At 65.8% G+C, this 26,403-nt stretch carries 28 protein-coding genes and 1 tRNA gene; 17 read left to right on the top strand and 12 right to left on the bottom strand.

Annotated elements, in window-relative coordinates; genetic code table 11:
- The first annotated feature begins 33 nt into the window (after positions 1-33).
- The 3 genes from PF049_04895 to PF049_04905 are packed head-to-tail and all read left to right on the top strand — an operon-like array spanning position 34 to position 1,906.
- Complete coding sequence (locus PF049_04895) at positions 34-1,347, top strand: sulfotransferase (GenBank protein ID WBY17493.1); 1,314 nt, start codon at positions 34-36, stop codon at positions 1,345-1,347.
- The gene (locus PF049_04900) at positions 1,319-1,615 is read left to right on the top strand and encodes a hypothetical protein (protein WBY17494.1); all 297 of its coding nucleotides are present in this window, start codon (positions 1,319-1,321) and stop codon (positions 1,613-1,615) included. The genes PF049_04895 and PF049_04900 overlap by 29 nt, the downstream gene beginning before the upstream one ends.
- Positions 1,616-1,654: 39 nt before the next feature.
- Positions 1,655-1,906, top strand: coding sequence for a hypothetical protein (locus tag PF049_04905; protein ID WBY17495.1), 252 nt, complete (start codon positions 1,655-1,657; stop codon positions 1,904-1,906).
- A gap of 72 nt (positions 1,907-1,978) precedes the next feature.
- Here the strand turns inward: PF049_04905 and PF049_04910 are convergent, their stop codons facing one another.
- Entirely contained in the window at positions 1,979-3,271 is a 1,293-nt protein-coding gene (locus PF049_04910) for a sugar MFS transporter (GenBank protein ID WBY17496.1), read from the bottom strand.
- A gap of 198 nt (positions 3,272-3,469) precedes the next feature.
- Here PF049_04910 and PF049_04915 point away from each other — a divergent pair, with 198 nt between their 5' ends.
- The 6 genes from PF049_04915 (at position 3,470) to PF049_04940 (ending at position 10,777) form a co-directional block, all read left to right on the top strand.
- The gene (locus PF049_04915; GenBank protein ID WBY17497.1) at positions 3,470-3,988 is read left to right on the top strand and encodes a 2Fe-2S iron-sulfur cluster-binding protein; all 519 of its coding nucleotides are present in this window, start codon (positions 3,470-3,472) and stop codon (positions 3,986-3,988) included.
- Positions 3,985-4,971, top strand: coding sequence for a xanthine dehydrogenase family protein subunit M (locus tag PF049_04920; protein WBY17498.1), 987 nt, complete (start codon positions 3,985-3,987; stop codon positions 4,969-4,971). The genes PF049_04915 and PF049_04920 overlap by 4 nt, the downstream gene beginning before the upstream one ends.
- Positions 4,968-7,157: a xanthine dehydrogenase family protein molybdopterin-binding subunit gene (locus PF049_04925; GenBank protein WBY17499.1), complete on the top strand. Its 2,190-nt coding sequence runs from the start codon at positions 4,968-4,970 to the stop codon at positions 7,155-7,157. The genes PF049_04920 and PF049_04925 overlap by 4 nt, the downstream gene beginning before the upstream one ends.
- Positions 7,154-8,032 carry an XdhC family protein gene (locus tag PF049_04930; protein ID WBY17500.1) on the top strand — a complete coding sequence of 293 codons (879 nt, stop codon included), beginning with the start codon at positions 7,154-7,156 and terminating at the stop codon, positions 8,030-8,032. The genes PF049_04925 and PF049_04930 overlap by 4 nt, the downstream gene beginning before the upstream one ends.
- Complete coding sequence (locus tag PF049_04935) at positions 8,022-8,594, top strand: nucleotidyltransferase family protein (protein WBY17501.1); 573 nt, start codon at positions 8,022-8,024, stop codon at positions 8,592-8,594. The genes PF049_04930 and PF049_04935 overlap by 11 nt, the downstream gene beginning before the upstream one ends.
- A 107-nt stretch (positions 8,595-8,701) precedes the next feature.
- Positions 8,702-10,777, top strand: a complete 2,076-nt coding sequence (locus PF049_04940; GenBank protein ID WBY17502.1) for a S9 family peptidase — start codon at positions 8,702-8,704, stop codon at positions 10,775-10,777.
- A 44-nt stretch (positions 10,778-10,821) separates the two neighbouring features.
- Here the strand turns inward: PF049_04940 and PF049_04945 are convergent.
- Together PF049_04945 and sppA are read right to left on the bottom strand one after the other, a co-directional pair.
- Positions 10,822-10,896: transfer RNA gene (locus PF049_04945), tRNA-Val, on the bottom strand.
- 77 nt (positions 10,897-10,973) lie between these two features.
- Positions 10,974-12,860: a signal peptide peptidase SppA gene (sppA, locus tag PF049_04950; protein ID WBY17503.1), complete on the bottom strand. Its 1,887-nt coding sequence runs from the start codon at positions 12,858-12,860 to the stop codon at positions 10,974-10,976.
- 133 nt (positions 12,861-12,993) lie between these two features.
- On the opposite strand from sppA, the gene PF049_04955 reads away from it, so the two are divergent.
- From PF049_04955 to PF049_04965, 3 genes are read left to right on the top strand one after another with little or no spacing between them, the layout of a single operon-like run.
- Positions 12,994-14,037: an aspartate carbamoyltransferase catalytic subunit gene (locus tag PF049_04955; GenBank protein ID WBY17504.1), complete on the top strand. Its 1,044-nt coding sequence runs from the start codon at positions 12,994-12,996 to the stop codon at positions 14,035-14,037.
- The gene (locus tag PF049_04960; GenBank protein ID WBY17845.1) at positions 14,034-15,281 is read left to right on the top strand and encodes a dihydroorotase; all 1,248 of its coding nucleotides are present in this window, start codon (positions 14,034-14,036) and stop codon (positions 15,279-15,281) included. Before PF049_04955 ends, PF049_04960 begins: the two co-directional genes overlap by 4 nt.
- 45 nt (positions 15,282-15,326) lie before the next feature.
- Positions 15,327-15,698 (top strand): PilZ domain-containing protein, encoded by a 372-nt coding sequence (locus PF049_04965; protein WBY17505.1) that lies wholly within the window; start codon positions 15,327-15,329, stop codon positions 15,696-15,698.
- A 111-nt stretch (positions 15,699-15,809) separates the two neighbouring features.
- On the opposite strand, the gene PF049_04970 is transcribed toward PF049_04965, so the two are convergent.
- The 3 genes from PF049_04970 to PF049_04980 are packed head-to-tail and all read right to left on the bottom strand — an operon-like array spanning position 15,810 to position 18,605.
- Entirely contained in the window at positions 15,810-17,219 is a 1,410-nt protein-coding gene (locus PF049_04970; GenBank protein WBY17506.1) for an SPOR domain-containing protein, read from the bottom strand.
- A gap of 35 nt (positions 17,220-17,254) precedes the next feature.
- Positions 17,255-17,860 carry a hypothetical protein gene (locus PF049_04975; protein WBY17507.1) on the bottom strand — a complete coding sequence of 202 codons (606 nt, stop codon included), beginning with the start codon at positions 17,858-17,860 and terminating at the stop codon, positions 17,255-17,257.
- Between the two features lie 28 nt (positions 17,861-17,888).
- Positions 17,889-18,605, bottom strand: a complete 717-nt coding sequence (locus tag PF049_04980; GenBank protein WBY17508.1) for a ParA family protein — start codon at positions 18,603-18,605, stop codon at positions 17,889-17,891.
- A gap of 237 nt (positions 18,606-18,842) precedes the next feature.
- Between PF049_04980 and PF049_04985 the strand changes: the two genes are divergently transcribed.
- The 3 genes from PF049_04985 (at position 18,843) to PF049_04995 (ending at position 21,815) form a co-directional block, all read left to right on the top strand.
- The gene (locus PF049_04985) at positions 18,843-20,102 is read left to right on the top strand and encodes an SPOR domain-containing protein (protein ID WBY17509.1); all 1,260 of its coding nucleotides are present in this window, start codon (positions 18,843-18,845) and stop codon (positions 20,100-20,102) included.
- 92 nt (positions 20,103-20,194) lie between these two features.
- Entirely contained in the window at positions 20,195-21,523 is a 1,329-nt protein-coding gene (locus tag PF049_04990; protein WBY17510.1) for a DUF418 domain-containing protein, read from the top strand.
- Between the two features lie 103 nt (positions 21,524-21,626).
- Entirely contained in the window at positions 21,627-21,815 is a 189-nt protein-coding gene (locus tag PF049_04995) for a (2Fe-2S)-binding protein (protein WBY17511.1), read from the top strand.
- Between the two features lie 12 nt (positions 21,816-21,827).
- Here the strand turns inward: PF049_04995 and PF049_05000 are convergent, their stop codons facing one another.
- Positions 21,828-21,959, bottom strand: coding sequence for a hypothetical protein (locus PF049_05000; GenBank protein ID WBY17512.1), 132 nt, complete (start codon positions 21,957-21,959; stop codon positions 21,828-21,830).
- Between PF049_05000 and bfr the strand changes: the two genes are divergently transcribed.
- Positions 21,958-22,476 carry a bacterioferritin gene (bfr, locus tag PF049_05005; GenBank protein ID WBY17513.1) on the top strand — a complete coding sequence of 173 codons (519 nt, stop codon included), beginning with the start codon at positions 21,958-21,960 and terminating at the stop codon, positions 22,474-22,476. The two genes, PF049_05000 and bfr, sit on opposite strands and share 2 nt — an antisense overlap.
- Here the strand turns inward: bfr and PF049_05010 are convergent.
- Together PF049_05010 and der are read right to left on the bottom strand one after the other, a co-directional pair.
- Entirely contained in the window at positions 22,473-23,030 is a 558-nt protein-coding gene (locus PF049_05010; GenBank protein ID WBY17514.1) for a DUF2721 domain-containing protein, read from the bottom strand. The two genes, bfr and PF049_05010, sit on opposite strands and share 4 nt — an antisense overlap.
- 44 nt (positions 23,031-23,074) lie before the next feature.
- Entirely contained in the window at positions 23,075-24,517 is a 1,443-nt protein-coding gene (gene der, locus PF049_05015; GenBank protein WBY17515.1) for a ribosome biogenesis GTPase Der, read from the bottom strand.
- Positions 24,518-24,656: 139 nt separating this feature from the next.
- On the opposite strand from der, the gene PF049_05020 reads away from it, so the two are divergent.
- Positions 24,657-25,421 (top strand): CHAP domain-containing protein, encoded by a 765-nt coding sequence (locus PF049_05020; GenBank protein WBY17846.1) that lies wholly within the window; start codon positions 24,657-24,659, stop codon positions 25,419-25,421.
- A 42-nt stretch (positions 25,422-25,463) separates the two neighbouring features.
- Here PF049_05020 and PF049_05025 read toward each other — a convergent pair whose 3' ends face one another.
- The 3 genes from PF049_05025 to PF049_05035 all read right to left on the bottom strand — a co-directional run bounded on the left by PF049_05025 (position 25,464) and on the right by PF049_05035 (position 26,331).
- The gene (locus PF049_05025; protein ID WBY17516.1) at positions 25,464-25,784 is read right to left on the bottom strand and encodes a DUF3297 family protein; all 321 of its coding nucleotides are present in this window, start codon (positions 25,782-25,784) and stop codon (positions 25,464-25,466) included.
- Positions 25,785-25,858: 74 nt separating this feature from the next.
- Positions 25,859-26,035 carry a hypothetical protein gene (locus PF049_05030; protein ID WBY17517.1) on the bottom strand — a complete coding sequence of 59 codons (177 nt, stop codon included), beginning with the start codon at positions 26,033-26,035 and terminating at the stop codon, positions 25,859-25,861.
- Between the two features lie 11 nt (positions 26,036-26,046).
- Positions 26,047-26,331 (bottom strand): hypothetical protein, encoded by a 285-nt coding sequence (locus PF049_05035; protein ID WBY17518.1) that lies wholly within the window; start codon positions 26,329-26,331, stop codon positions 26,047-26,049.
- Positions 26,332-26,403 lie beyond the last annotated feature (72 nt).

Here is a 26,403-nt window from a genome sequence, read left to right on the forward strand (position 1 = left end):
GCAATGCGCCTTGGCTCAGGCAGGGACGAATACTTGGCAACAAATCCTACAGTACCGCCCCGCCGGACCCCGTTCATCGACATCGTGGAAAAGGGCGTGCGCCTTGGCCGCAAGATGGGCGCCGTCGCGCCTGCGCGGCTGGATGCAGAGCATCTGAAGGCGCAGGCGATCGAGCAGGCAGGCGGCCTGGACGACTTCGGCGACCCATGGTTCGAGAAGCCACTGGCGAAGCTGCTGGAGGCGATCGAGGGCGAGGCGAAGCTGAATGCCGCCGGTGATTTTTCCGCCATGCTGCAATTCCGGCAGGTCCTGTTCCACCGCCTGCTGAGCGAATACTGGTACAAGCGGCATCCCGAAATCCTGGAACGCCCGATGCGCAGCCCGGTGGTGATCGTCGGCCCCATGCGGTCCGGTACGACCCGGCTGCACCGCCTGCTGGCCAGCGACCACCGCTTCAGCCACATGCGCAGTTTCGAGACGATCAGCCCCGTGCCGCGCCGCGAATTCGAGGATGTGCTGGAAGGGCGCGCAGAAGATGTCCGCCCCGTTCTTGCCCGGCGCATCATGCGGGTCGCGCGCCTGGCCAATCCGCGCACGCTGTCGATCCACCCGACCGGCCCGATGGAACCCGAGGAAGAGCTCGGCCTGCTTGTCGCCAGCATGTACGGGATGAAGCACGAGGCGCAGTGGCAGGTGCCAAGCTATGGCCGATGGTGCGAGAGCGTGGATGCGACGCCTGCCTACGCCTACCTGGCCGACCAGCTCCGCCTGATCGGGTGGAGCCAGCAGGTCAGCAGCATCCGCCCTTGGATCCTCAAGACCCCGCAGCACATGCTGGACCTGCCCGCCCTGCTGAACGTCTTCCCCGATGCGCGGCTGATCTTCACCCACCGCGACCCGCGGCAGGTGACGGGCAGTGCCGCCAGCCTGGCCTGGAACCAGACCATCATCTATTCCGACGATGTCGAGCCAGGTGCCATCGGCCGGGAATGGCTGCGCAAGACCCATCTGCAGGTCGAACGGATGATGGAGGCGCGAAAATCCATTCCCGCAGAGCGGATGATCGACGTCCAGTATGACGAGATGGACCGCGACTGGCGCGGCACCATGGACCGGATCTACCGCTTCCTCGACCTCGAAATCGAACCGGCCCTGCCAGCGATGGAAGACTATGTCGAACGGGCCAAGGCGCTCAAGCGCAGACCCCACCGCTACAGCCTCGAAATGTTCGGGCTGACGCCGGACGAGGTTCTGGAGCGCATGCGATCCTATATCGAGGCGTTCGATGTCCCGATGGAGAACGCCTTCGGTGCGGGCAATGACAGGCGTGCCGCACGGGTTCGCTGAGGGCGCTCCGGAGCGTGTGCGGCCCCGTCCGGCCCAAGCGCGGCTGGTGCATTTCGTGGGGTTCAGGGACGACCGGTACTGGAATGCGGTGCGCGTCTTCGGACCGCCCGACATGATCCATCGCAATTGGGACGTCTATGCGGCCAACGACGTGGCCGTAGGCGACATCGTCGTCCATGCACGCGGCGACTGGACCGATGCGCCGCGCAGCTTCAGCACGGAAGCGGAAGAAAATCGCCGTGCGCGGCGGGCCCGATCCGGAACCTGATCAGGACGAAGTCGTTGATAGGGCAAAGGAGATACGACAATGATCGGCAAGATTATCGGAGCATATGTGGGCGGCCAGGCTGCCAAGAAAACCAGCGCCATCGGCGGCCCCGCCGGTGCAGCGCTCGGCGTGATCGCGCCCATGGTGCTGCGCCGCATCAGCCTGCCGGCAATGGCCGCGATGGCTGCCGGCGGTTACATCATGAAGAAGGTTCTCGACAACGGAGAGCGCACCTCGCCCACCGAGAAGGTCGACACGGCGAACGGCGACTTCCCGAAGGCCGCTGTCTGATCAAGCAGGCAGTATCAACGCCAAAAGCCCGTCTTCCACTATGGAAGGCGGGCTTTTTTATGCGAGCTTGGCTCAGGCCGGGCGCCGGGCGAAAATGCCGAAGCCCCCGATGACGAGATAGCAGGCGATGGGCAGGACCAGGGCGAAGGTCAGGCTGCCGCTGACATCTGCGATAATCCCGTAAAGCAGCGGCACGACCGCGCCGCCGAAGATCGCGACATTGATGATGCCCGATCCGTCCGCTGCGCGTGGTCCCAGCTTCTCGCAAGCCAGCGAAAAGATCGTCGGGAACATGATCGAATTCATCAGGCCGACCGCCAGCAGGGAATAGGCCGCCACCGTGCCGGTGGTGAGCGAACTGATCGCGATGAGGGCAATTGCGCCGGCCGCATTGAACGCGAGGATCTTGCCGGGCGAGAATATGCGCAGGAATGCGGAGCCGATGAAACGCCCGACCATCGCGCCGCCCCAATACAGCCCGATCATCCACCCGATGACGCTTTCCGGCTGGCCCAGCACCCGTTCCAGCGCGAGATAGTTGATGATGATCGACCCGATCGAAACCTCGGCCCCGACATAGAGGAAGATGCACAGCGCGCCGTATCCGAAGCGTCCGCGCTTCAGCAGGTCCAGCCCGGCCAGTCCGGACGATGCCTCGTGCTTCTCGCCCTGTAGCCGGTTGCGGAACATCCATACGGCAGCCGCGACTAGCGCGATAAGGACGGCAACGCCGAGATAGCCCTGCCAGATCGCCTCGCTTTCCGCCTGGCGATAGGCCTGCAGTTCCGCCCCGGAAAGCTGGTCTGCGGACACATTGGCCAGACTGCCCAGGATGACGGCCGCGCCGACAATGGGGAAGACGGTCGTGCCCAGCGAATTGAACGCCTGCGCGAAGGTCAAGCGGCTATGCGCGGTCTTTTTCGGGCCCAGCAGGCTGATCAGCGGATTGGCCACGACCTGCACGATGACGACTCCGCTCGCCAGCACGAACAGGGCGAACAGGAAGATGGCGTAGGTCGCCGTCTGGCTGGCCGGGATGAACAGCAGGCAGCCGACCATCATGGTCAGCAGGCCCGCCACCGCGCCGCGCATGTATCCGATCTTCTTGACCAGCTTCGCCCCCGGTATCCCGATGATGAGATAGGCTGCGAAGAAACAGAACTGGACCAGCATGGCCTGCGTGTAATTGAGCGTGAACAGCTCCTTCAGCTTCGGGATGATGACATCGTTGAGCGAGGTGATCCCGCCGAAGATGAAGAACAGGCCGAAGACGAAATATTGCAGGCCCGGCGCGTTGATCGGTGTGTCGCCCTTGCGTGCCGGATCGGAATCGCTGTTTGCCGCGACATCAGGTGCCAGTGCCATGATCTTCCCCCTCGGGCAGTCGGGACTGCCGCCATGATTTGTCTTGTATCGATGATGGTATTCCAAATTCGGCCAGCGTCCATCTGCATTCGTATGTGATCCGCCGGATGACGGGTTTGTGGGCGGTGCGGCGAAAAAGTTTGGTTCGCGCCGGACCCATGGGCTCTTTTGCAGGTTAGGTTCACGAAGGAGATTTTCGTGACCGTCAGTATCAATGGCACAGCCCATCCCCTGCCAGGCGACCCCCGGACGACGCTGCTGGACTTCCTGCGGCAAGATTTGCAGCTGACCGGCACGAAGAAGGGCTGCGATCACGGCCAGTGCGGTGCGTGCACGGTCATCGTCAACGGGATGCGGATCAACAGTTGCCTGACGCTTGCAGCAATGCATGACGGCGAAGAGGTGACCACGATCGAGGGACTGGGCACGCCGGACGACCCCTCTGCCTTGCAGAAAGCCTTCGTCGAACATGACGGGTACCAGTGCGGCTATTGCACGCCGGGCCAGATATGTGCCGCGACGGCCATGCTGGAAGAGATCGCCAATGGCTGGCCGAGCGATGCGACGGGCGACCTCGAAGGGTCGGTCGATGCGACGGACGAGGAAATACGCGAGCGGATGAGCGGCAATCTGTGCCGGTGCGGGGCCTATGCGAATATCGTTGCGGCCATTCGCGACACGGCGGCCGGCCCATCGGCGAAGGAGGGCGCGGCATGAGGCCTTTCGATTACCAGCGTCCCGACAGCCTCGAACATGGTTCGCAGCTCACCGCAACCGGCGACAGCATGGCGATTGCCGGCGGGACCAATCTTCTCGACCTGATGAAGCTGCAGGTGGAAGCACCATCGCGGCTGGTCGATATCGGCCGGCTAGGCATGACCTCCATCGAGGACATGGACGATGGCGGCCTGCGTATCGGTGCGCTGGCGACCAATACGGCCACAGCGAACCATGCGCGGGTGCGGGCCGACTATCCCGTCCTGTCGCGCGCCATCCTTGCCGGGGCGACCCAGCAATTACGCAACAAGGCAACAACGGGCGGAAACCTGTGCCAGCGGACCCGCTGCTTCTATTTCACGAATATCGACCAGCCCTGCAACAAGCGCGAGCCGGGTAGCGGGTGTGGGGCCATCCCGGGCATTGCGCGGCTCCACGCCGTGTTGGGCACGAGCCGGGAATGCATCGCGACCTACCCCGGAGACATGGCCGTGGCGATGTCCGTGCTGGATGCGACTGTCGAGATCGCAGGCGAGAGCGGGGAGGGCCGCTCGGTCCCGGTCCGCGACTTTCACCGCCTGCCGGGCGATACGCCTTGGAAGGACAATGTACTGGAGGATGGCGAGATCATCACCGGCGTGATCCTGCCGGCACCTGTTCCGGGCAAGCAGCTTTACCGGAAGGTGCGGGAGCGGTCGTCCTATGCATTCGCGCTCGTCTCGATTGCCGCGATCGTGGCGCTGGAGGACGGGCGCTTCACCCGCGCCGACCTCGCCTTCGGCGGCCTTGCACACAAGCCGTGGCACGATGCCCGCCTCCCGGAGCTGCTCATCGGGAAAGAGCCGTCCGAAGCGCTGTTCGACGAGGCTGCGGACCTGCTGCTTGAAGACGCGCAGGGATATGGCGAGAACGACTTCAAGATTCCGCTGACCCGGAGCACGCTGAAAGCGGTTCTGGCAGAGGCGACGGAGACCGAACTATGACCACGCATCTCAAACAGGACGAGCCCGACAGCGCCAACCGCCTCGACGGCATGAAGCAGGGCATCGTCGGCAAGCCGTTGCCGCGTGTCGAAGGGCTGGCCAAAGTGACAGGCACGGCCCCCTATGCCGCCGAATACCCGGTGGAGAACCTTGCAGAAGGCGTGATCGTCACCTCCACCATCACGCGAGGGACAGTGAAATCGATCAATGCGCCGGGCATCATGGACATGCCGGGGGTTATCGCGGTGATCGAGGACGAGCGCATGACCACCCGCGCTGCCCAGGGCACAGCGAACGAAGCGCCGAAGCAGGAACCCGGCACGGTCTGCTACTGGGGGCAGCCGGTCGCGCTCGTCGTGGGCGAGACGTTCGAACAGGCCCGCGATGCTGCAAAGCATCTGGAGATCGAATACGACGCCGAAGAAGGCGCCGCGATCGACCCCGGAGCAGTCGAGCCGGAAGAACAGGACGGCGATACCGTCGACCAGGGCGATTTCGCCGGTGCCATGTCCGCCGCGGAAAACAGCATCGACGTAACGATCGAGACCGCGGGCCATGCAAGCGCCGCGATGGAGCCGCACGCCGCGATCGCGCAATGGGACGGGGAAAACCTCACGGTTCACGCCTCGCTCCAGATGCTGAACTACAACATCTCCGAACTCGCCGACGCGGTGGGGCTGGAAGAAGACAGGGTTCGTATCCTCTCGCGCTTCGTCGGCGGCGGCTTCGGGTCGAAGCTGGGGGTCAGCGAGGAAACGGTCGCGGCTTCGCTCGCCGCAATGCAGCTTGGGCGCCCGGTGCGCGTCGTGATGAGCCGCCAGCAGGTGTTCCAGACCGTTATGCGGCGCTCCGAAACGAAGCAGCGCCTGCGGCTTGCCAGTGGCAGCGACGGCAAATTGACGGCGTTCGGCCATGAAGCGCTGGTATCGAACCTGCCCGGCGAGGAATTTGCCGAGCCCGTCCTGCAATCCTCGCATTTCCTCTACGGCGCGCCGAACCGCGCGCTGAAGCTGGAACTTGCGCGCATTCACCGCGTGACCGCAGGGTCCGTGCGCGCGCCCGGTGAGGCAGTCGGGATGCCGGCGCTCGAAGCGGCGATGGACGAAATGGCGGAGAAAGCCGGGGTCGACCCGGTGGAATTCCGCCTGCGCAACATTCCGGAGAAGGATCCCGAGCAGGGCCTGCCGTTTTCCTCTCACAAGCTGGCCGAATGCCTTCAGCAGGGCGCCGAGGCTTTCGGCTGGGATAGCGGTCCGCGCAGCCCACGCCACACGCGCGAAGGCGAATGGTGGGTCGGTACCGGCATGGCCAGCGCCGCCCGCGTCCACAGTGTCGGGGAGGCAAAGGCCCGTGTCACGCTGAAGGCGGACGGGACCGCCATCGTCGAGACCGACATGACCGATATCGGCACCGGAACTTATACCATTTTGGCGCAGATTGCCGGGGAGATGCTGGGCCTGCCGGTGGACAAGGTGCTGGTAGACCTTGGCGATACCGCTCATCCACGCGGGCCGGGTTCCGGCGGCAGTTGGGGCGCAGCGTCGGCTGGGTCGGCGGTCTATCTCGCCTGCCGGGGCCTCCGCGATGCCATTGCGGAAAAGGCCGGCATATCGGCGGACGAATTGCAGCTTTCGAACGGATCCATCGAAGGCGGGAAGGATCTTGTCGCATTGCTGGATGGCGCGGACCTGTCCGAGGAAGGCCATTACGAGCCCGGCGACATCGCGGACGACTACACCACCTCCGGCTTCGGTGCATTCTTCGCGCAGGTGCGGGTCAACCGTTTCACCGGGGAAACCCGCGTCGACCGGATGCTGGGCGCTTTCGGATTCGGGCGGGTGCTGAATGCAAAGACTGCGCGCTCGCAATGCCTTGGCGGTATCACGTGGAGCATTGGGCTAGCGCTGACCGAAGCACTGCATTTCGATCCCGTAGACGGGCATCTGGTGAACTGCGATCTTGCCGAATATCACGTGCCCGTGCACCGCGACATTTCCGATGTCGAAGTCGTCATGGTCGAGGAACGCGATCCGGTTGCCAGCCCGATACAGGCGAAGGGTATCGGCGAGCTGGGAATGTGCGGCGGCGCGGCGGCAATTGCCAATGCGATTTATAATGCCGCCGGGGTTCGGCTGTACCAATACCCGATGACACCCGACCGCGTCCTCGCTGCCATGCCGAAATGAGCACGCTGGCTGCACAACGGCCGCGTGTCGCCGACAACCGCGCCGACAGTGACCATGCAGCGTTGGCAGCGGCGTGTGAGGAAGGCGTCGCCCTTTGCACCGTGGCCGGGATCGACGGCAGCTTCTCTCGCCGGCCGGGGGCGCAATTGGCCGTCTATCCTGACGGGCGGACGGCAGGCAGTCTGGCCGACAGGTGCCTCGACCGGCAACTCGCCGTAGACGTACTCGAACTGCGCGAGCCGGTGCTACGCCGTTACGGACGCGGCTCCGACCTCATCGATTTCCGGCTGCCGTGCGGCGGCGGCCTGGACATCGTACTGGACCCGGCACCGGACCGCGGGGCCTGCCGGAGGGCGATGCGCGATCTGGAAGAGCGGCGGATTGCCACGCTTCCCCTTCCGCAGGTCTCGCCGCTCAGTGAACGACGCTACCTTCCCAGCCTGGCAATCCGCGCGTTCGGCGAGGGAGCCGAGCTGGAGATGCTCGCCCGTCTGGGCAATGCCATGAATATCGGGATCGAGTTCTTTGCGCCTGACGACCTGACGCTCGGCAAGGCTTCGGGCCTTCCCCCGGCCGATCCATGGACTGCGGCGGTGTTCCTGTTCCACGATCACGAATGGGAACTCGCCCTGATCGAAGAAGCGCTGAAGGGAGGTGCATTCTATATCGGCGCACAAGGCGGCGAGAATGCGCGTATCGGCCGCACAGTCGACCTGCTGACGCGCGGCGTCGATGAAGGCGGCCTCGCGCGCATGCGAAGCCCCGTCGGCCTTATCCCCTCATGCAAGACGCCCGAAGCGCTCGCCCTTTCCGTGCTATCGGAAATCGTCGGAGAATACGAGGCGCTAAAGGACCGACCACGCGATGGCGCATGAGGGCGGGGTCGGCCTGATCCTGCTCGCCGCAGGCAAGGCCGGCCGGTTCGGGGGCGACAAGATGAGCGCTTCCCTTGGCGGCCGGCCGCTCCTTTCATGGGCGATGGAAGCGTGCGGCGAATCCGGCATCGCGCGCAAGGTACTGGTGGTGCGAGAGGACGGTGCCCTGGACACGCCCAAAGGCTGGCAGGTTGTCGTGAACCCTCGCGCGGAAGAGGGGCAGGCGACGTCCATTCGTGCCGGGGTCGATGCCTTGACGACGTGCAGCCGCATCGTGATCGCGCTCGGCGACATGCCCTTCGTTACGGCGGCGCACCTTACCCGCTTGGCCGAAGGTAAGGGCACGCTGTTCACACGCTATCCGGACGGGCGTCGTGGCTGCCCGGCGGCATTCCCGCCCGAGACCTATGGCGCACTCATGTCCATTACCGGCGACAAGGGCGCGGCATCGCTCGACCTGCCGGGGGCGCAGGCCATTGCGCCGGTAGATGGCGGACCTGGCGGGATGCTGGCCGACATCGACACAGCAGCAGACCTCGCCCGCCTTTCGCCGGCCACCTGAGGAATCTCTCCATCCCCCGAAGCCCGGCACGGGCCTGTTGCCATGGCGGCAGTCATGCCGCACCCTCGCTTTGAGAGAGAATAGGACATTCGGGTCTAGGGACGATCATGAAACAATATTTTGCCGCCGCAGCATCGGCTGCCTGTCTCGCTGCCGCGATGGCTGCGCCGGTCTCCGCGCAAGAGGCCCCGCGCCTGTTCACGGCAGAGGACGTGTTCGAGCTGGAATGGGCCGACGAGCCGGAAATCTCACCCGATGGCGACCGCGCGCTGTATGTCCGCCGGTCCAACGATATCATGACCGACCGCACTGTGTCGCAGGTCTGGATCGTCGATCTTGCCGGCACCTCGCACGAGCCGCTGCTTGCCGATGGCGGTTCCTATCGCTCGCCGCGATGGGCACCCGATGGAGAACGCATCGCCTATCTGAAGTCCGCATCGGGCCGCACAGGCCTCTACGTGCACTACCTGGACAGCGGCAGGGACGCTCTTCTGGGGACGTTCGAGGAAGGTCCGGGCAATCTGGCATGGTCGCCCGACGGGGCCGCTCTTGCCTTCACCATGGCGGTGAAGGGCGAAAGCGAGACGCTGGTCCGGGCGCCGAAGAAACCCGACGGTGCAAGCTGGGCAGAGCCGCCCAAGGTCATCGACCGTGCCCGCTATCGCTCCAACGGGGAGGGGTTCCTCGAACTCGCCTACGACCACCTGTTCGTCATCCCCGCCGACGGAGGCACGGCGCGGCAATTGACCGGCGGCGATTTCAACCATACCGGCCAGCTGTCCTTCACCCCGGACGGGCGCGAGATTCTCTTTTCGGCGAACCGCAATGCCGGTTGGGAACTGCAATCGCGCGAAGCGGACATTTTTTCGGTCGATGTGGCGACGGGCGCGCTGCGGCAATTGACGGCGGAGGCAGGGGTGGAGGAAAGCCCCGCCGTCTCGCCGGGCGGGGACCTCGTCGCCTATCTCAGGACCGGGAACGAGGCTGAGCCTTTCCTGCCGACCGATGTCTACCTGATGGATCGTAGCGGCGGGAATGCGCGCAACCTGACGCCCGATCTCGACCGCCGCGCTGGAGACCTGCAATGGCTCGGTAACCGGGAAATCGCCTTCACCTACCAGAACCGGGGCGAGAACAATGTCGGCACGGTCCGCACCGATGGCAGGCGCTCGACCTTGGTCGAAGGCATTGGCGGCACCACGGTCGGTCGGCCCTATGTCAGCGGAACCTACGATGCCGGGCGCGGCGGGGCGCTGGTCTATACGAAGGGCAGCGCGCAGCGTCCGGCGGACCTCTATTCCTATCGCGGGGGCCGGACGCGCAGGCTGACGTCGCTGAACGAGGACCTGCTGGCACAGCGCGATCTGGGCGATGTAAGATCGTTTACCTACGCCTCCTCGCTCGACGGGCTGGAGGTGCAGGGCTGGATGATCACGCCGCCGGGCTATGTCGAAGGCCGGGCCTATCCGCTGATACTGGAGATCCACGGCGGGCCGCATCTCGCCTACGGGCCGCACTTCTCCGCCGAATTGCAGCGCATGGCGGCTGAAGGCTACGTCGTCGTCTACGACAATCACCGCGGCTCCATCGGTTACGGCAGCGAATTCGCGAACCTGCTGAAATACAAATATTCGAGCCCCGACGATTTTGCCGACCACATGTCGGCCGTGGACTGGGCGATCGACAACGGCTTCGCCGACCCGCAGAACCTGTTCATCGCAGGCGGCTCTGCCGGCGGGATAGCGACCGCCTATGCTGTTGGCCTGACAAACAGGTTCAATGCTGCCGTGGCGGCCAAGCCGGTCATCAACTGGGTATCGAAGGTGCTTACGGCGGACAGCTATATCGGACAGATCGCCAACCAGTTCCCCGGCCCTCCGTGGGAGCATCTGGACCATTACTGGGAGCGTTCGCCGCTGTCGCTGGTCGGGAACGTGGAAACGCCGACCATGCTGATCACCGGCGAAATCGACTACCGCACGCCGATCTCGGAGACGGAGCAATTCTACCAGGCCTTGCAATTGCGCCGGATACCCAGCGCCATGGTCCGGATTCCGGGAACCAGCCACGGCATCGCAGCCCGTCCGTCTTTGCTGAATGCAAAGACCGACTACACCCTCGCCTGGTTCGAAAAATACCGCACCGATAGCGGCACTCCGGCAGAAGAAAGCGCCCCGCAGTAAAGGTCATGGTCGAAGGAATTCGCCGTTCCGGCCGGACCGGCAAATGGTGGGCGCGGCAAGGATTGAACTTGCGACCCCACCCGTGTGAAGGGTGTGCTCTACCACTGAGCTACGCGCCCGCTCGCTGTGCCGATGCACGCGGCGAAGGGCGCGCCAATGGCATTGCGGCGCGCGAATGGCAAGGGGGCTTGGCGCCCTAGTCGAGCAGGGCCGCCAGTTTCTGCCAAAAACCTGGGCGCGATCCGGCCGCCGCCAGCAAAGTAACACGCGCGGGCGGAGTGGGGCATTCGAGGCAATAGGCCTGCATTCCGCGCGTCGTCAGCAAGCGCGAGGCGTCCGCCTCCAGCCGGTCCAGCGTGCCTGCCTGCCGGTTTGCCATCAGCGCAAAGACATCCTGCGGAACGGCCTGCGCCGCCTCCGGCATGACGAGAGAGCGAAGGAGCGTGTCGTAGGTCGCCTCCCCGTCGCCCAGGAATGTGAGATGCCAGCCGTCATCGACAACGCCAGCCTGCGCGGCGACCCATTCGGCGGCTTCGTCCAGGCCGCCATACTGGTCGACGAGGCCGATCTGCCGCGCCGTGCCGCCGTCCCATACGCGGCCCTGGCCGATGCGGTCGGCCTGTTCTTCCGACAAATTGCGCGAGGTGGCGACCAGCCGGATGAAATCGGTGTAGCCATCGCTGATGGAGCTTTGCAGGATCGAATCGACCTCCGGCGTGAAACCGCCGATCAGGTCCGGCTGTCCGGAAAGCGGCGTGGTGCGCACCCCGTCCGAATTGACGCCATATTCCGCCGCCAGGTCCTCGAAAGTGGGGATGACGGCGAAGATACCGATCGAGCCGGTAATCGTCTCCGGCTCTGCAAAGATGCGGTCGGCGGGGGTCGAGACCCAGTAGCCGCCGCTTGCGGCGACATTCGCCATGCTGACCGCGACGGGAATATCGCGCGCCTTGTGCCGCAGGATCGCCTCCCGGATCAGTTCGCTGGCGAGGACGGACCCGCCCGGCGAATCCACCCGCACGACGAGACCGGCGAGGTCGTCTTCCAGCGCATCGTCCAGCAGGGTGGCGATCCGGTCGCCGCCGGCCGTGCCGGGGCCGGCTTCCCCGTCCACGATCTCGCCCGCGATCGTAACCACGCCGATGGCGCTGCCACCCGTATCGCGCGGATTGTCGGCCAGCCAGGGATCGAGTCCGGAATAGGCGTAGCTGCCGGGCGCATCGCCATAGGGGTCCTCGCCGGAAATTTCCGCCACGCGCTGGCCGAATTCGACCTTGTTGCCGAGCTTGTCGACCAGACCGGCCTGTAGCGCCGCTGTCGCCAGATCGCCGGACGATGCCTCGACCCACGCGGCGGGATCGGCCGTGACGCGGGCGATGTCGGTGCGGGGACGCGCTTTCTTCACATGGGCCTGCCACTCTTCCCACAAGGCCTCGTAGAGGGAGGTGTAGTTTTCCCGCGCAGGCTCCGACATGCCGGTTTCGAGATAGGGCTCCACGGCGGACTTGTACGTGCCCACGCGGTAGACGCGGGCATTAATGTTCAGCTGTTCGAGCAGGCCTGCGTAATACAGCCGCTCACCGCCGGGACCGGCGATGAAGGCACCACCCAGCGGATCGAGCCAGACCTCCGATGCGTGGGACGCCAGCATCATTCCGTCATCGGCATAGGCGACGGCATAGGTCAGGACCGGCTTTTCCGCCACGCGCACGCGGTCCAGCGCTGCGCCGATATCCTGCAGGTGAGCCTGCCCGCCGCCCAGGAAGCCGGACAGGTCGAGCACGACCGAACTGATCCGCTCGTCGGTCGCCGCCGTGTCCAGCGCGTGGACCACGTCCTGCACGTCGTATTCGCCGACCGGGGCCGTGCCCGACAGCAGGGCATCGAACGGATCGACCGGTGTCTTCTCCTCCACGACGTAGCCGTTCAGTTCGACGAGCAGCGCGCCTTCGGTGACCTGCGCGGGCGAGGGGCGGGCGGTCAGCACGCCGTAGAGCGCGAAGAAGAACAGCAGCAGGAGGACGAGGACCAGCGCATCCTTCACCCCCACGAGGAGCCGCCACACCGATTTTGCGAATGCCATTGGATTTCCTTGCTGGACGGCGCCGGCAGCGACCCGTGCGCCCGTCTTTCGTCAAAGATAGGACGGAAGGCGCGGGCGCGCCACCGCTTTCCCCTTGAGCGGGCCACAGCCCTCGACTAGTGGCATCGCTTTGATGACATCGGCAGGCTCCTCCCCCCAAGGCGACCGCTATCCGGCGGGCGCGCACGCATTCCCGCACCGCGACCTGACCGGGATCGCGCAGCTGGAACGGCACGAAATCCTCTATCTGCTGGACGAGGCGGAACAGTGGGTCGAACTGAATCGCCAGGCGGACAAGCATTCGGGGGAGCTTGCCGGTCTCACCATCATAAACGCCTTCTTCGAGAACAGCACGCGCACGCTGCTGAGTTTCGAAATCGCGGGCAAGCGGCTGGGGGCGGACGTCGTCAACATGCACGCCGCCACTTCCAGCACGAAGAAGGGCGAGACGCTGATCGATACGGCGATCACGCTCAATGCCATGCGGGCCGATGCCATCGTCATCCGCCACGGGTCGAGCGGGGCGGTGGACCTGATTGCGAGCAAGGTGGACTGCCCGGTCCTGAATGCCGGCGACGGCAGCCACGAGCATCCGACGCAGGCCCTGCTCGATGCGCTGGCCCTGCGCCATGCGCTGGAGGAACGCGGCGAAGGGGCTGAGGATTTCACCGGCCTCACCGTCACGATCTGCGGCGATATCCTGCACAGCCGCGTGGCCCGGTCCAACATTCTGTGCCTGCAGGCCATGGGGGCCAGCGTTCGGGTCTGTGCGCCGCCCGCGCTGATGCCCGCCGCCATCGAACGGATGGGAGCGACCGCGTTCCATGATTTCGACGCGGCACTGGACGGCAGCGATGTCGTGATGATGCTGCGCCTCCAGTCGGAACGGATGAGCGGGCAGTTCATCCCGTCCGAACGCGAGTATCACCACCTTTACGGGCTGACGCAGGCCCGGCTGGACCGCGCCGCGCCCGACGCGCTGGTCATGCACCCCGGACCGATGAACCGCGGGGTGGAAATCGACAGCGACGTGGCCGACCGGCTCGACCGGTCGATTATCACGCGGCAGGTGGAAATGGGCGTGGCGATCCGCATGGCGTGCCTCGACATCCTGACGCGCCGCGCGCGCGGGGTGGAGGGTTGGTCGGGCGAGCGGGGCCGGGGGCAATGGGTATGAAGCAGGTGCGCGCGCTCACCATCACCAATGCGAAGGTAGTGACCCCCGCCGGTATCGCCGAAGGCGCCGTGCGCTGCGCCGGGGGACTGATCTCTGCGGTCGGGGATGTGGCCCCGGCCGATGGCGACGAGATTCACGACGCGCGTGGCCGCACGCTGATGCCGGGCCTCGTCGATTTCGGCGTCTTCGCGGTGGACAAGCCCGCGTTTCATTTCGGAGGCATCACCCGCGCCGCGCTGATGCCCGACCAGTCGCCGCTGCTCGATCTGCCGAGCCGGGTCAGCTATATTTCCAAGAGCGGGAAGCCCGACCTCTGGGTCCATCCCCTGGCCGCTGCAACCAGCGGTCTAGCCGGCGAAAAACTGGCCGAAATCGGCCTGATGCGCGAGGCTGGTGCGCGCGGGATCGCAACCGGGCGGCAATGGATCGCCGACAGCGCGACCATGCTGCGCGTGCTGCAATATGCCGCCATGCTGGACATGGTCGTGGTCGCCCATGCCGAAGATGCCAGCCTGGCCGGAAGCGCCGCGGCGACGGCAGGCGAAATGGCGACCCGCCTCGGCCTGCCGAGCGCGCCTGCCGAAGCGGAAGCGATTGCGGTTGCGCGCGACATCGCATTGGCGGAACTGGCCGGTGCGCGGCTTCATTTCCGGCAGGTCACGACGTCCGCCGCGCTCGACCTGGTCCGGGCTGCGAAGGCGCGGGGCGTGGCCGTGACGGCCGGTGTCACCCCGGCGCATTTCATGCTGTCCGACCTCGAGACGGCAGGTTTCAGGACCTTTGCCCGCCTGTCCCCTCCCTTGCGCAGCGAGAGCGACCGGCAGGCCGTGCGCGCCGCCATTGCCGACGGTACGATCGACGTCATCTCCAGCGGTCACGATCCGCGCGGGGCGGAGGACAAGCGCCTGCCCTATGCCGATGCTGCCGCCGGGATGGCGGGGGCCGAAACGCTGCTTGCGCTGACGCTGACACTCGTACGCGACGGCCTCATCGACCTGCCGCGCATGGCGGACCTGCTCTGCGGGTCCCCGGCCCGCCTGCTCGGCGCCGAGGCCGGCGTCCTGCGCGAAGGGGCGGAAGCCGACCTCACCCTGGTCGATCCGGACAAGCCCTGGGTCGTCGACAGCCGGAAGATGGAAGCGGCTGCAGGAAACACGCCGTTCGACGGCCAGCCGATGCAGGGCCGGTCCATCGCTACGTGGAAAGGCGGTATCGCGACCGGCGGCAAGAGATTAAAGCCTTAACCAACGTCGTTTACCTCTCGGGATTACAGGAACGGATACACCGCGATGATGACCGGACATGATGATCCCCGCGATGATGGCGACAATCCGGATATCGGACGACGCCGGCAGGATCGGCAGAAAGTCGGTCTGCAAGGGCGGTATCGCCGTGGCTCCGGCGTTCCGAAGGACGTCTGGATTACCGACCTTTCGCAGACCGGATGCCGTTTCTACGACCGCTTCGGCACCATGAAGGCCGGAACGCCGATCACCCTGAGGCTGGGTACGTTCGGCCCGATCCCGGCCGTGGTTCGCTGGTGGGACAACCAGGTCAACGGCGTGGAATTCGTCGAGCCGCTTCACATCTCGGTGTTCGAGCACATGTGCACGAAGCTTTCGGACAAGCCGCCGGCCGATCTCGATTTCAGCCGCCTCTAGGTAGCCTGTCCGCCCATCTCATCCATAGGCAAAAAAAGCCCCTCCCGGCATATGGGCCGGGAGGGGCGATAGAACCCCCTTGCGTAAGGATGCAGGGTACCGTGTCCGGTATCAGCGGCTCGCCATGCGGACGCCCGTATCGATGGCGCCGGGCAGCGGGGCGTTGCGGGCCCAGGTGATGCAGCCCTGTCCGTTGGACTTGACGCTGGAACACATGGAGCGGGCACCGGCATTGTCGAAGCCGGCCGCCGATACGCGATAATAGATCTTGCCGCGAACGCGGGCTTTGGTGATGACCATCTGGTGGTCGGACAGCTGGGAATAGCGCTGGGCGTAGATGCCCCATGCGCGCTTCGCACCCGCTTCGGAATTGAAGCTGCCGAGTTGCACCAGGTGGCTGTCGCCGCCTGCAATCGACGCCTGGGCAGCAACCTTGCGGACCGGTTCCGGCTTTGCGCCATTGCGGACGGGCATGGTCTGGACGACCGGGCTGGTGACGAATTCGATGGCACTGCGAGCGATCTGCGCGACCGTGGCACCTTGCGGAGCGGGCGCTGCGAAGGCGTCCTCGAAACTTTCCGGCTTGGTTGCAGGTGGCACGACGGCGGCGACCTGCGGGACAGCTTGCGAAACGGGCTGCGCAGCAGCGCGCGCAGGCTCAGTATCACCGCGCGGCGCGGGAATTTCGGCCAGTGGCGGCAATTCGCGCGAGGCGCTGGCAGTCGCAGGCACGGCCTTCGGCTCGAACGCTTCGGCAAGGGCAGGCGCCATCGCGGCGGCTTCGGCCATCTGCTGCTCGGCACCGGGAGCGACGTTCAGGGCGAGCGCGGCAGGCATTCCGCCATCGCGCCGTACCGGCACGTTTAGCAACGCTGCCACGCGTTCGCGGTGGGCATCGCCGGTGGATGTCTTGGCCCATTCGGAAAGGCGTGCGTCGAGCATGTCGCCCGGCACGTCTTCTGCCGCCATGACGCGGGCTGCGCGCCAATTGCCCTGCAGGGCATAGGCATAGGCGAGGTTCTGGCGAACCTTCGCGGTGTTGTTTCCGGCACGCAGGGTGCTGGCAAGGACATGGACGCCGCGATCCGCATCGCCGGCCAGTGCCAGGGCGAGGCCGCGATCGGCGGCGGGAATGCTGTCGCGCCAGTCCTCCAGCACGCCGAGTGCAGCGTTCTGGTCACCGGCGCCGATCAGTGCGAGCGAATAGCCGAGCGCGGTGCGCGGGCTGGTGTCGCCAAGGGTGATCGCATCCTCGAACCCGGTGGCTGCCGACTGGAAACGTCCGGCGTCGAGATAGGCTGCGCCCAGGACGGCGCGGTAGGTTGCGTTGCGCGGTTCCTGCGCGACGGCGCTTTCGGCGCTGGCGACGGCAGCCTGCGCCTCGCCCGAGGCGATGGCGGTGCGGGCGTCGCTGGCGGCGAGGTCTGCGCGCTGTCCGCCCGCAGAGGTGCACCCGGCAAGAGCGACGGTCGCAACCGCGCTCGTGAGGGCCAGGCGGGTAAAGCTTTGCTTGCGGATCATTGTCATTCCCCTTCGGGCAGTGCTTCTTCGGGCGTTCACTTGTTGGCCACTTGCGCGGCCATCGAATCGATTTCGGGCATTTCGCCCAGCAGGCGGTCCAGCGCTTCGGTCACCAATTGCTGGGCGCTGCGGCCCTTGACGGTGCTTGCAAGGCGCAGTTTGAGGTGACGCTCTGCATCGAGGCGCAGCGTAAAGGCGGCCCGTTTGCCTTGCGAAATCGCGGAACGGCGCTGCTGCGAAGACGAGGCGATGCGTGCTTCGGTCTTCGGGTCAGCATCATCCCGTGCCTTTGCGGCGTTATGGTCGGAAGGTTCGGCAGCGGCGGAGATCCGGCTCGCCAGTTCTTCCTGCTGCACCTTGGCGGGCGAGGGTTTGGCGATGGCGGTATGCGCGGCGTCCGCGTCCTCGACGGGCTCGGGAGCGGGGGTCAGGCCGGCGAAGCCGCCGGTTTCCTGCGGACGGTCGTCATAGGGCTCGCCCATGTCGTTCCATCCCAGGTCCTCCAGATTGGCGGCCAGTGCTGCGGCCCCGGCAGGTTTCTCTCCATGAAGCGGCGCGATCTGCGGACGCATGGCCGGCTTCGCGCCGCCCTTGCGGGCCAGCAGCGTCGGGCTGAGAGAGGCGAAGCTGGTTTCTGTCATGGCTGTGTCCCTGTTCCCTCCGCGGCGATCAGGACGCGACGCGGCGGCCGAAACCGCCTGCGGGACGATAGGTGCCGGGCTGCGCGGCGGCCTGGGTCGGCGCGGCGAACACGGTGCGGCGGAAGTTCTTTTCCAGCCGGTCGGCGAGGTAACCCCACAGGGCGGTCACTTCGGCAGCGGAGCGGCTGTTGGGATCGACTTCCATGACCGTGCGGCCATCGATCATCGAGGCTGCGAAATCGGTGCGGTGGTGCAGGGTGATCGGTGCGACGGTGCCGTGCTGGCTGAGAGCGACGGCGGCTTCGGACGTAATCTTCGCCTTGGGCGTTGCCGCGTTCACGCAGAACACCAGCGGCTTCCCGGCGCGTTCGCACAGGTCGACCGTTGCACCGACAGCGCGAAGGTCGTGCGGGCTGGGGCGGGTGGGGACGACGATCAGTTCGGCCACGCCGATGACCGACTGGATGGCCATGGTTATGGCGGGTGGCGTGTCGATCACGGCCAGCTTGAACCCCTGCTGGCGCAGCGCCTGCAGGTCGGTTGCAAGGCGGGCCACGGTGGTCTGGGCGAAAGCGGGATATTCCGCCTCGCGCTCGTTCCACCAGTCGGCAAGCGAGCCCTGCGGATCGATGTCGATCAATACGACCGGGCCGGCTCCGGCCCTCTGTGCCTGAACAGCCAGATGGCCGGACAGGGTAGTCTTGCCCGATCCGCCTTTTTGCGATGCCAATGCCAGTACTCGCAAGGCCTGGTCCCCCTGATAAATTCCAAAACGGTCCCCAGCGCCTGTCGCCGGAGGTCTGCGGAGGGAAATCGCAGGATACCCCTAATTTTGGGTTAAGACTGGCGTGCCGGGAGCAGCGATGACGGTCCGTTAAGGACAAGCTCGGTGCGGGCACGGGGACATAAATGCTTTGCTAACGGGCTGTTCACTATGTCAGGCTACTTCGATTGCTGAATCCCGGGAAGAAAAGGGCCGATCATGGCTGCCAGAGCACATTTCCGCCTTGCCGCCATGGCATGTATCGCGATGACGCCGCTGGCCGTTGCCGCGCCGGCGCTTGCCGACGTGAAGACGGGCGTCGATGCATGGAGCAGGGGCGACTACGACACGGCCGTGGCCGAATGGCGCGGCCCGGCGGCGAAGGGCGACCCCGACGCGCAGTTCAACCTCGCACAGGCGTACCGCCTCGGACGCGGGGTGGAGGCGAACGAGAAACAGGCGGAAGTGTTCTACGCCAAGGCAGCCGAGAAGGGCCACCTGAAAGCGGCGGACAATCTGGGCCTGCTGATGTTCCAGGACGGACGCCGGCAGGAGGCAATGCCCTATGTCAGCGCCGCCGCCGATCGCGGCGATCCGCGTGCGCAGTATCTCCTGGGCATCGCCCATTTCAACGGCGACCTGGTGGAGAAGGACTGGGTGCGCGCCTATGCGCTGCTCACGCTCGCCAATTCCGCAGGCCTGCCGCAGGCCGCACCTGCCATCACGCAGATGGACGAGTTCATCCCGCTGGAGCAGCGCGAACAGGCGCAGACTGTCGCCACGACGATAAAGCGGGATGCCGATGCGCGGCGCGCCAGCCAGCTTGCCGCAGCAGACCTTGCCGGCGGCACGGCAAACAGCGTTGCGCCGCCTCCGGCCGCCGCTGCCCCGCAAGCCGTCCGCGCGGCAGCGACCATGCCGACAGCACGCGCCACTGGCGGCGCGGCTGCCATACCCCGGCCCATTCCGACGACCAGCGTGGCACCGTCCGTGGCTGCAGCGCAGGCTGCCGTGGCAGAGGCCCAGCGCGTGACCGGGACGCAAAGCCCGGCGCTGGCCGGTGCGGATTACGCAAGGCCTGTCAGCGGGCCTCCGGTCCGCACTGCGACCGGCACGGCAGCGGCGACACCGGCCCCTGCGCCCGCGCCTGCGCCCACGACCATCGCTGCCGCCACGCCCGCGCCGCGTACGGACCCGAAACCGGAGGGGCAACCGGACCTGGGACCGGCGCCCGCACCCGCCCCGGCAGCCACCGGTCCGTGGAAGGTGCAGCTCGGCGCCTTTTCCGTCAGGAACAATGCCGAGCGCCTGTGGACGCGGCTTTCCTCGCGCAGCGAGATTTCCGGGCGAAAAAAATTGCTGGTGGATGCAGGGCGGCTGACCAAGCTGCAGGCGGGCGGCTATGCCTCGCGCGGCGATGCACAGAGCGCCTGCAATGCGCTCAAACGCACCGGGCAGGCGTGTCTCGTCACCCGATAGGACCGCTGCGGACGAAGCGCGGGGCCTACGCCGCCAAATGACTTTCTTCCCGCCCCCGGACTGCTAGAGCAGTCGGCAGAGTGGGGGTGACCATGACGACAGATGCGCAGCTTGCAGGCCTGACGGACAACGCCCCGCCGGATCGGGCCCCGCCGGATCGGGTCCCGCCGGACCAGGTGCAGCCGATCGCCGCGGGCGACACCCAGCGCCTTGCCAGCCTGGACTTCATTCGCGGGATCGCGGTGATGGGCATATTGTGGGCGAATATCGTCGCCTTCGGCCAGCCATTCGCCGCCTACATGTATCCCGATGCCTTCATCGTCCCGCACTCCGATGCGGAGGACTGGATGTGGGTTGCCCAGTTCGTTCTGATCGACGGCAAGATGCGCGGTCTGTTCACCCTGCTGTTCGGGGCCGGGATGATGCTGTTCATGGAAAAGGCGTGGGCGCGGGGGCAGGGCAGGGGCCTGCAGGCGCGGCGATTGTTCTGGCTGATGCTGTTCGGCCTGCTGCATTATTTCCTGATCTGGCGCGGCGACATCCTGTTTTCCTACGCCGTTTGCGGTTTTGTCGCGCTCGCTTTCCTGCGGATGGAGGCGCACAAGCAACTGGTGCTGGGATTGCTGGGTTATGTCGCCGGTGCGATCCTGTACGGGGCGATGATGGCCCCGCTGACACTGGCCGCCGATACCCCGATGGGCGAGGAAGGCGGCGCGCTGGAAATGGTCGCCCCGTCGCTGGAGGAAGGAAAGCAGATCGCCCTGGACGACGGCGCCGTGCAGACGGAGCTGATCCGGGGCGGCGACTACGGGGATTACGTCGCGCACATGGTCGGCACGCACGCGGCGGACCTGGGATTCTTCATCTTCATCTGGCTGTTTGAGACGCTTCCCCTGATGCTGGTCGGCATGGCGCTTTACCGGATGGGGCTGTTCAGCGGCGGCTTCGATCCCGGGCGCCAGCGAATGTGGGGCTGGATCGGGCTGCTGGGCGGCGGAGCGGTCTCGCTGCTGATTGGGCTGTGGGTCAGGGATAACGGCTTCACCTATTACGGCACGCAGGCGGCCATGGTCGGCTTCTCCTTCCTGCCCCGGCTCCCCATGGTCCTGGGGCTCGCCGCGCTGCTTTCTCTGGCGGCCCCGCACGCGGCCGGCTGGCTCGGCTCGCGGGTCAGCGCTGCGGGCCGCGCCGCCTTCACAAATTATCTCGGCACATCGGCCGTGATGATGCTGTTATTCCACGGCTGGGGCCTTGGCCAGTTCGGAGAGCTCGGGCGGACGGAACTGTACGGGGTCGCCCTTCTGGGCTGTGCGGCGATGCTGGCGTGGTCGGCGCCGTGGCTTGCCCGGTTCCGATACGGCCCGCTCGAATGGCTGTGGCGCTGCCTGACTTATGGGAAGCTGTTTCCCCTCCGTCGTTGAGGGACGGCGCACACAGCCGGGGCGAATTGCCTCACTGGGCTTGCTATTGCGAAGTATTCGCATAATTATGCTTTTGCGAATCAATCGCAGGAGACGCGCCCCAATGTATGTCTGCATCTGCAATGCCATCCGCGAGACAGAGCTGCGCCGTGTCGCGCGCCGTACGAATGGCGATGCGGAAGCGGCCTATGCCGCGCTGGGCAAGCGGCCCAATTGCGGGTCGTGCCTCGACGAGGCCGACGCCATCCTGTTCGAGGAACGCGAACTGGGCCTGCAGCCGGCGGCGGCCTGAGCGGGTTCGGCGCTACTGAAAACCATTCGCAAATGGCCGTTTTCCGCCATTTTCAAGAATTTTCAGGCTTGTCAGAATCCATGGCGCGCGCCCATGATACGGCGCACGCACCCCCCGTTCCGCCATATCGGAGAGCAGCGCCATGAAGGGCGATTCCAAGGTCATCGACTATCTCAACAAGGCTCTCACCAACGAGCTGACAGCCATCAACCAGTACTGGCTGCATTACCGCGTCCTGGCCGATTGGGGCGTGGACAAGCTGGCCGAATACGAGCGCCACGAATCGATCGACGAGATGAAGCACGCCGACTGGCTGGCGGAGCGGATTCTCTTCCTCAACGGCCTCCCCAACTTCCAGGCGATCCACAAGCTGAAGGTCGGCGAGACGGTGGAGGAAATCCTGCGCGCCGACATGGCGATGGAGGAAGAGGCAATCCCGCTCCTGCGCGAGGCGGCCGATTACTGCCAGAGCGTGAAGGACTTCGTGTCCGGCCAGCTGTTCGAGAACATCCTCGCCAGCGAGGAAGAGCATGTCGACTTCCTCGAAACGCAGTTCGACATGATCGAACGGATGGGCCTGCAGAACTACGTCCAGTTGCAGAGCAGCCCGGCAGGCGAGGGCCACACGGGCGCCGGCGCACCGGGCGCCAACAACGCCTAACCCGTCTTGCGCGCCGAGGCGGCTTGTGCGGCGGCCTCGGCTTCGGCCTCCGCCCGGTCCATGCGGCGACGGGCCTTTGCTTCCTTCAACCGCTCATGATTGCGATGCGCCGCTGTGCGCGTCTCGATCGCGAACATGGCGAGGCCGATCACCAGGAATGCCATGGTGATGATCCATGCAATGGCAGTCAGCGTCCCGATCTGCGGGCGGATGAAGGCGGAAATGAACAGCAGGGCAATCACCACGCTGATGGTAAGGGCCGCCAGCGTGCTGAACATCACGGCACCCTGCGCGTAATTGCGCCGTTTTTCGAGCGAAGGCAGGTCCCTTACCAGCGTTCCGGCACGGCCTTCCTCGTCCAGCCGCGTGATGCGCTCGATCCGGTTGGCAACCCAGATCAACCGGTTGGTCATGACGTTCATGATGGCCCCGATACCTGCCAGCAGGAAGGCCGGCGCAAGGCTTAGCTGCACGATCTGCTGCACGCGCGCCGTGCTGGACGTGCGCTGGATGATTTCGTCGGCAATACCGATTTCGGCCAGTATCTCGAGCATATCCAGTTCCGCTTGGCCGTGATCGGCCGATTGATCCCGCGTGGTCAGTCCCGCTTCGACCCGGTGCTGTAATTGCCGCCCCCGCCGCGATTGGCGTTGTAGGGGTTCTTCGGACTTTTCAGCACGACGCGCACCGGAACCGCGTCGAAGCCCAGCTTGTCGCGGATGCCATTGACGAGATAGCGTTCATAGCTGGTAGGCAGCGATTCCAGCCGCGTGCCGAAAATGACGAAGCGCGGCGGGCGCGTCCCCGCCTGCGTGATATAGCGCAGCTTGACCCGTCGACCACCCGGGGCGGGGGGCGGGTTCGCCTCCATCGCATCGTCGAACCACCGGTTGAGCGCGGAGGTCGGCACGCGTTTCGACCAGCTTTCGCGCAGTTCGAACGCGGCGGTCAGCATCGGGTCGATACCCTTGCCGGTCTTCGCGCTGACAGCCAGCACCGGCAAACCGCGCACCTGCGCCAGCCCGTCGTTCAGCGCGGCGCGGATCCCGTTGAACAGCGCGCTGGGATCCTCTGCGATATCCCACTTGTTGATCGCGACCATTAGGGCGCGGCCTTCTTCCAGGACCATGCTGGCGATCTTCAGGTCCTGGTGCTCCAGCCCCTGCGTCGCATCGAGCAGCAGCACCACGACCTCGGCGAAATCGACCGCGCGGCGGGCATCGGCGACGGACAGCTTCTCCAGCTTTTCCGTGACATTGCGTTTCTTGCGCATGCCGGCGGTGTCGATCAGGCGGATGTCGCGTTCCTCGCCCGATTTGGGATCGGTCCATTTCCAGTCGATTGCGATGGAATCGCGGGTGATGCCCGCCTCCGGCCCGGTCAGCAGGCGATCTTCGCCCAGCATCCGGTTGATCAGCGTGGACTTGCCGGCATTGGGCCGCCCGACAATGGCCAGCTTCAGCGGGCCGAGCGGGGCAACCTCGTCATCCTCTCCATCGTCCGCCATGCGGGCCGCGCTGGCTGCCTCTTCCTCGGCGTCGGCCTTTTCCCCGATCAGCGGCCACAGCCCCTCGAACAGGTCGGCCACGCCGTCCCCGTGTTCGGCCGAAATGCCTGCCGGTTCACCGAGACCGAGCGAATAGCTTTCCAGGATGCCCGCCTCGGCCGCCTTGCCTTCGGCCTTGTTGGCGACCAGCACGACCGGCACGTCCACGGTTCGCAGCCAGCGGCCGATTTCCTCGTCGAGCGGGGTCAGCCCGGCGCGCGCGTCGATGACGAACAGGACAGCGTCCGCGCCTTCGACGCTGACCTCCGTCTGCGCGCGCATCCGGCCGGGCAGTGTCTCGCGGTCCTCGTCTTCCCAGCCGGCGGTGTCGACGACGGTGAATTTCATCCCCGCCAGTTCCGCATCGCCCATGCGCCGGTCGCGCGTGACGCCGGGCTGGTCGTCGACCAGGGCGAGCTTCTTGCCCACCAGCCGGTTGAACAGGGTGGACTTGCCGACATTGGGCCGGCCGATGATGATGACTGTCGGGCGCATTATGCTGCCGCAGGTGGCCCCTCCGGACGCCGTTGGCAAGCACTGGCGGCATATCGGTCGCCAATCGTAAAATCGCGTTAACCGTAACGCGAAGGTGCGTGTGAAGGTTACCGGCGCATTTGGTACGCCCATGTCGAAGCTGATCATACCCCTAGCCATCGGTGCCGCATTGCTCGGCGCGCCCGCGATCCCGCTGCCGTCCGGCGCGGGCGGAGGCGCATTGCAGGCCCGGGAACTGCCCGCCTACCTCCAATGCGTGCCCTATGCCCGCGAGGTCAGCGGTGTGCGGATATTCGGCGATGCCCATACCTGGTGGAGCCAGGCCTCATCGCGGTACGAGCGTAGCAACCGGCCCCGTGTCGGCGCGGTGATGGCATTCCAACCTCATCGCAAGATGAAGCTGGGCCATGTCGCTGCGGTGTCGAAGGTCATCGATTCGCGCACTGTCCTGCTGGATCATGCGAACTGGTCGCCGATCAATGGCCGCCGCGGACAGATCGAACGCGATGTGAAGGCGATCGACGTGTCGCCGGGCAACGACTGGAGCGAAGTGCGTGTCTGGTATGCCCCGCTTCAGGCTCTGGGCAAGACGCGCTGGCCGGTTCACGGCTTCATCTACGGCGATGGCGCGCCCGCCGCCCGTCCGCGCGTCGTTTCCCCGCCGACCCATGTCGCGGTGACGCGGGCGCCTTCCAGACAGTTTGTCAGCGCGTTCGATGCGATTCGCGGCGGTGCTTCGCCCGCCACCTATCGCCAGGCGAAGCCGCTGCCGCCTCAGCGCGGTTACAGGCAGGCAAAACCGCTTGCGCCGCAACAACAGGAAAGCCAGCGGAAATCGCAGGGCCAGCGGACCGGGGCGCAGGCACGCGATCCCATCGCGCAGGTCCTTGCGCGCTACGACTAGAAACCAGGCTTGAGGCCCGCCAACTGGCGGGCCGGTGCTCGCTCAGTCGGCCTTGGCCACCGGGGCATCTTCGCCCAGGTCTTCAAACCACGCCTCGACCGGGCCTTTCAGCTTCAGCAGCAGGGGATTGCCCTTGCGGTCGACGGTCTTGCCTGCCTGCACCCGGACCCAGCCTTCGGGAATCGAATATTCCTCGATATCCGTGCGCTGCTTGCCCTTGAAGCGGATGGCGACGCCGCGCTGCAGGGCTTCCTGGTCGAAAAACTTGCTGCGGGGATGCACCGAGAGGGTCATCGGCGGGGTGTCGCTTGCATTGCCGGCTGGACCGGTGTCGGTGTCGGGGGAGGTGTTTTCTTCACTCATGGCCCGCGCGGATAAGGCCGCTGGCGCCCGGTGACAATCCCGGCGTTACGCGGCGACCCCGTTTTCCCGCCTTCCTACTGCGCCGGAGGCGGTGTTTCCTGCGGCTGGACGCCCGGCTCGGCAATATCGGGCGATGGCGGCTGGATTTCGCCCGGATGGGAGGGCGGTGCTTCCGGCAGCGAATCCGGCGTATGCTCGGGCGGGGCTACGGGTTCGATCGTGTCGGGACCGGGATCGGGCTGGGTTGCCATGCTGAATTCCTCTATTTCTTTTCCGGGCCGGTAACCGGCTCATGATCGGGGTCGGTTTCGTCCAGGGTCTGTTCGCCCCCGCCATCGAGGGCATTGCGACCGGCGAGTTTGCGGGCATCCGGGTCGCCCGTGCTGTCTGCTGCATCCGCATCGAGCGGCGAGTGTGCTGATTCCACGCTGCCGCTCTTCGCGCTGTCTCCATCGACAGGCGCGTGCGCGGCTTCTTCCTCGTCCGCGTCCGGCGCGATGACCGGCGGCGTGGATGGCGGGATGCGCGGTTTGTCGTATTGTCCCATGATGTGGTCCTTTCACCCCTTGCAACGCCGCCCGGGGTCACAGCGTTCCCCGGCGACGCGCGCGCCAAGGCC

The sequence above is a fragment of the Erythrobacteraceae bacterium WH01K genome, from assembly GCA_027941995.1.
In the GTDB taxonomy this organism is placed as follows: domain Bacteria; phylum Pseudomonadota; class Alphaproteobacteria; order Sphingomonadales; family Sphingomonadaceae; genus CAJXSN01.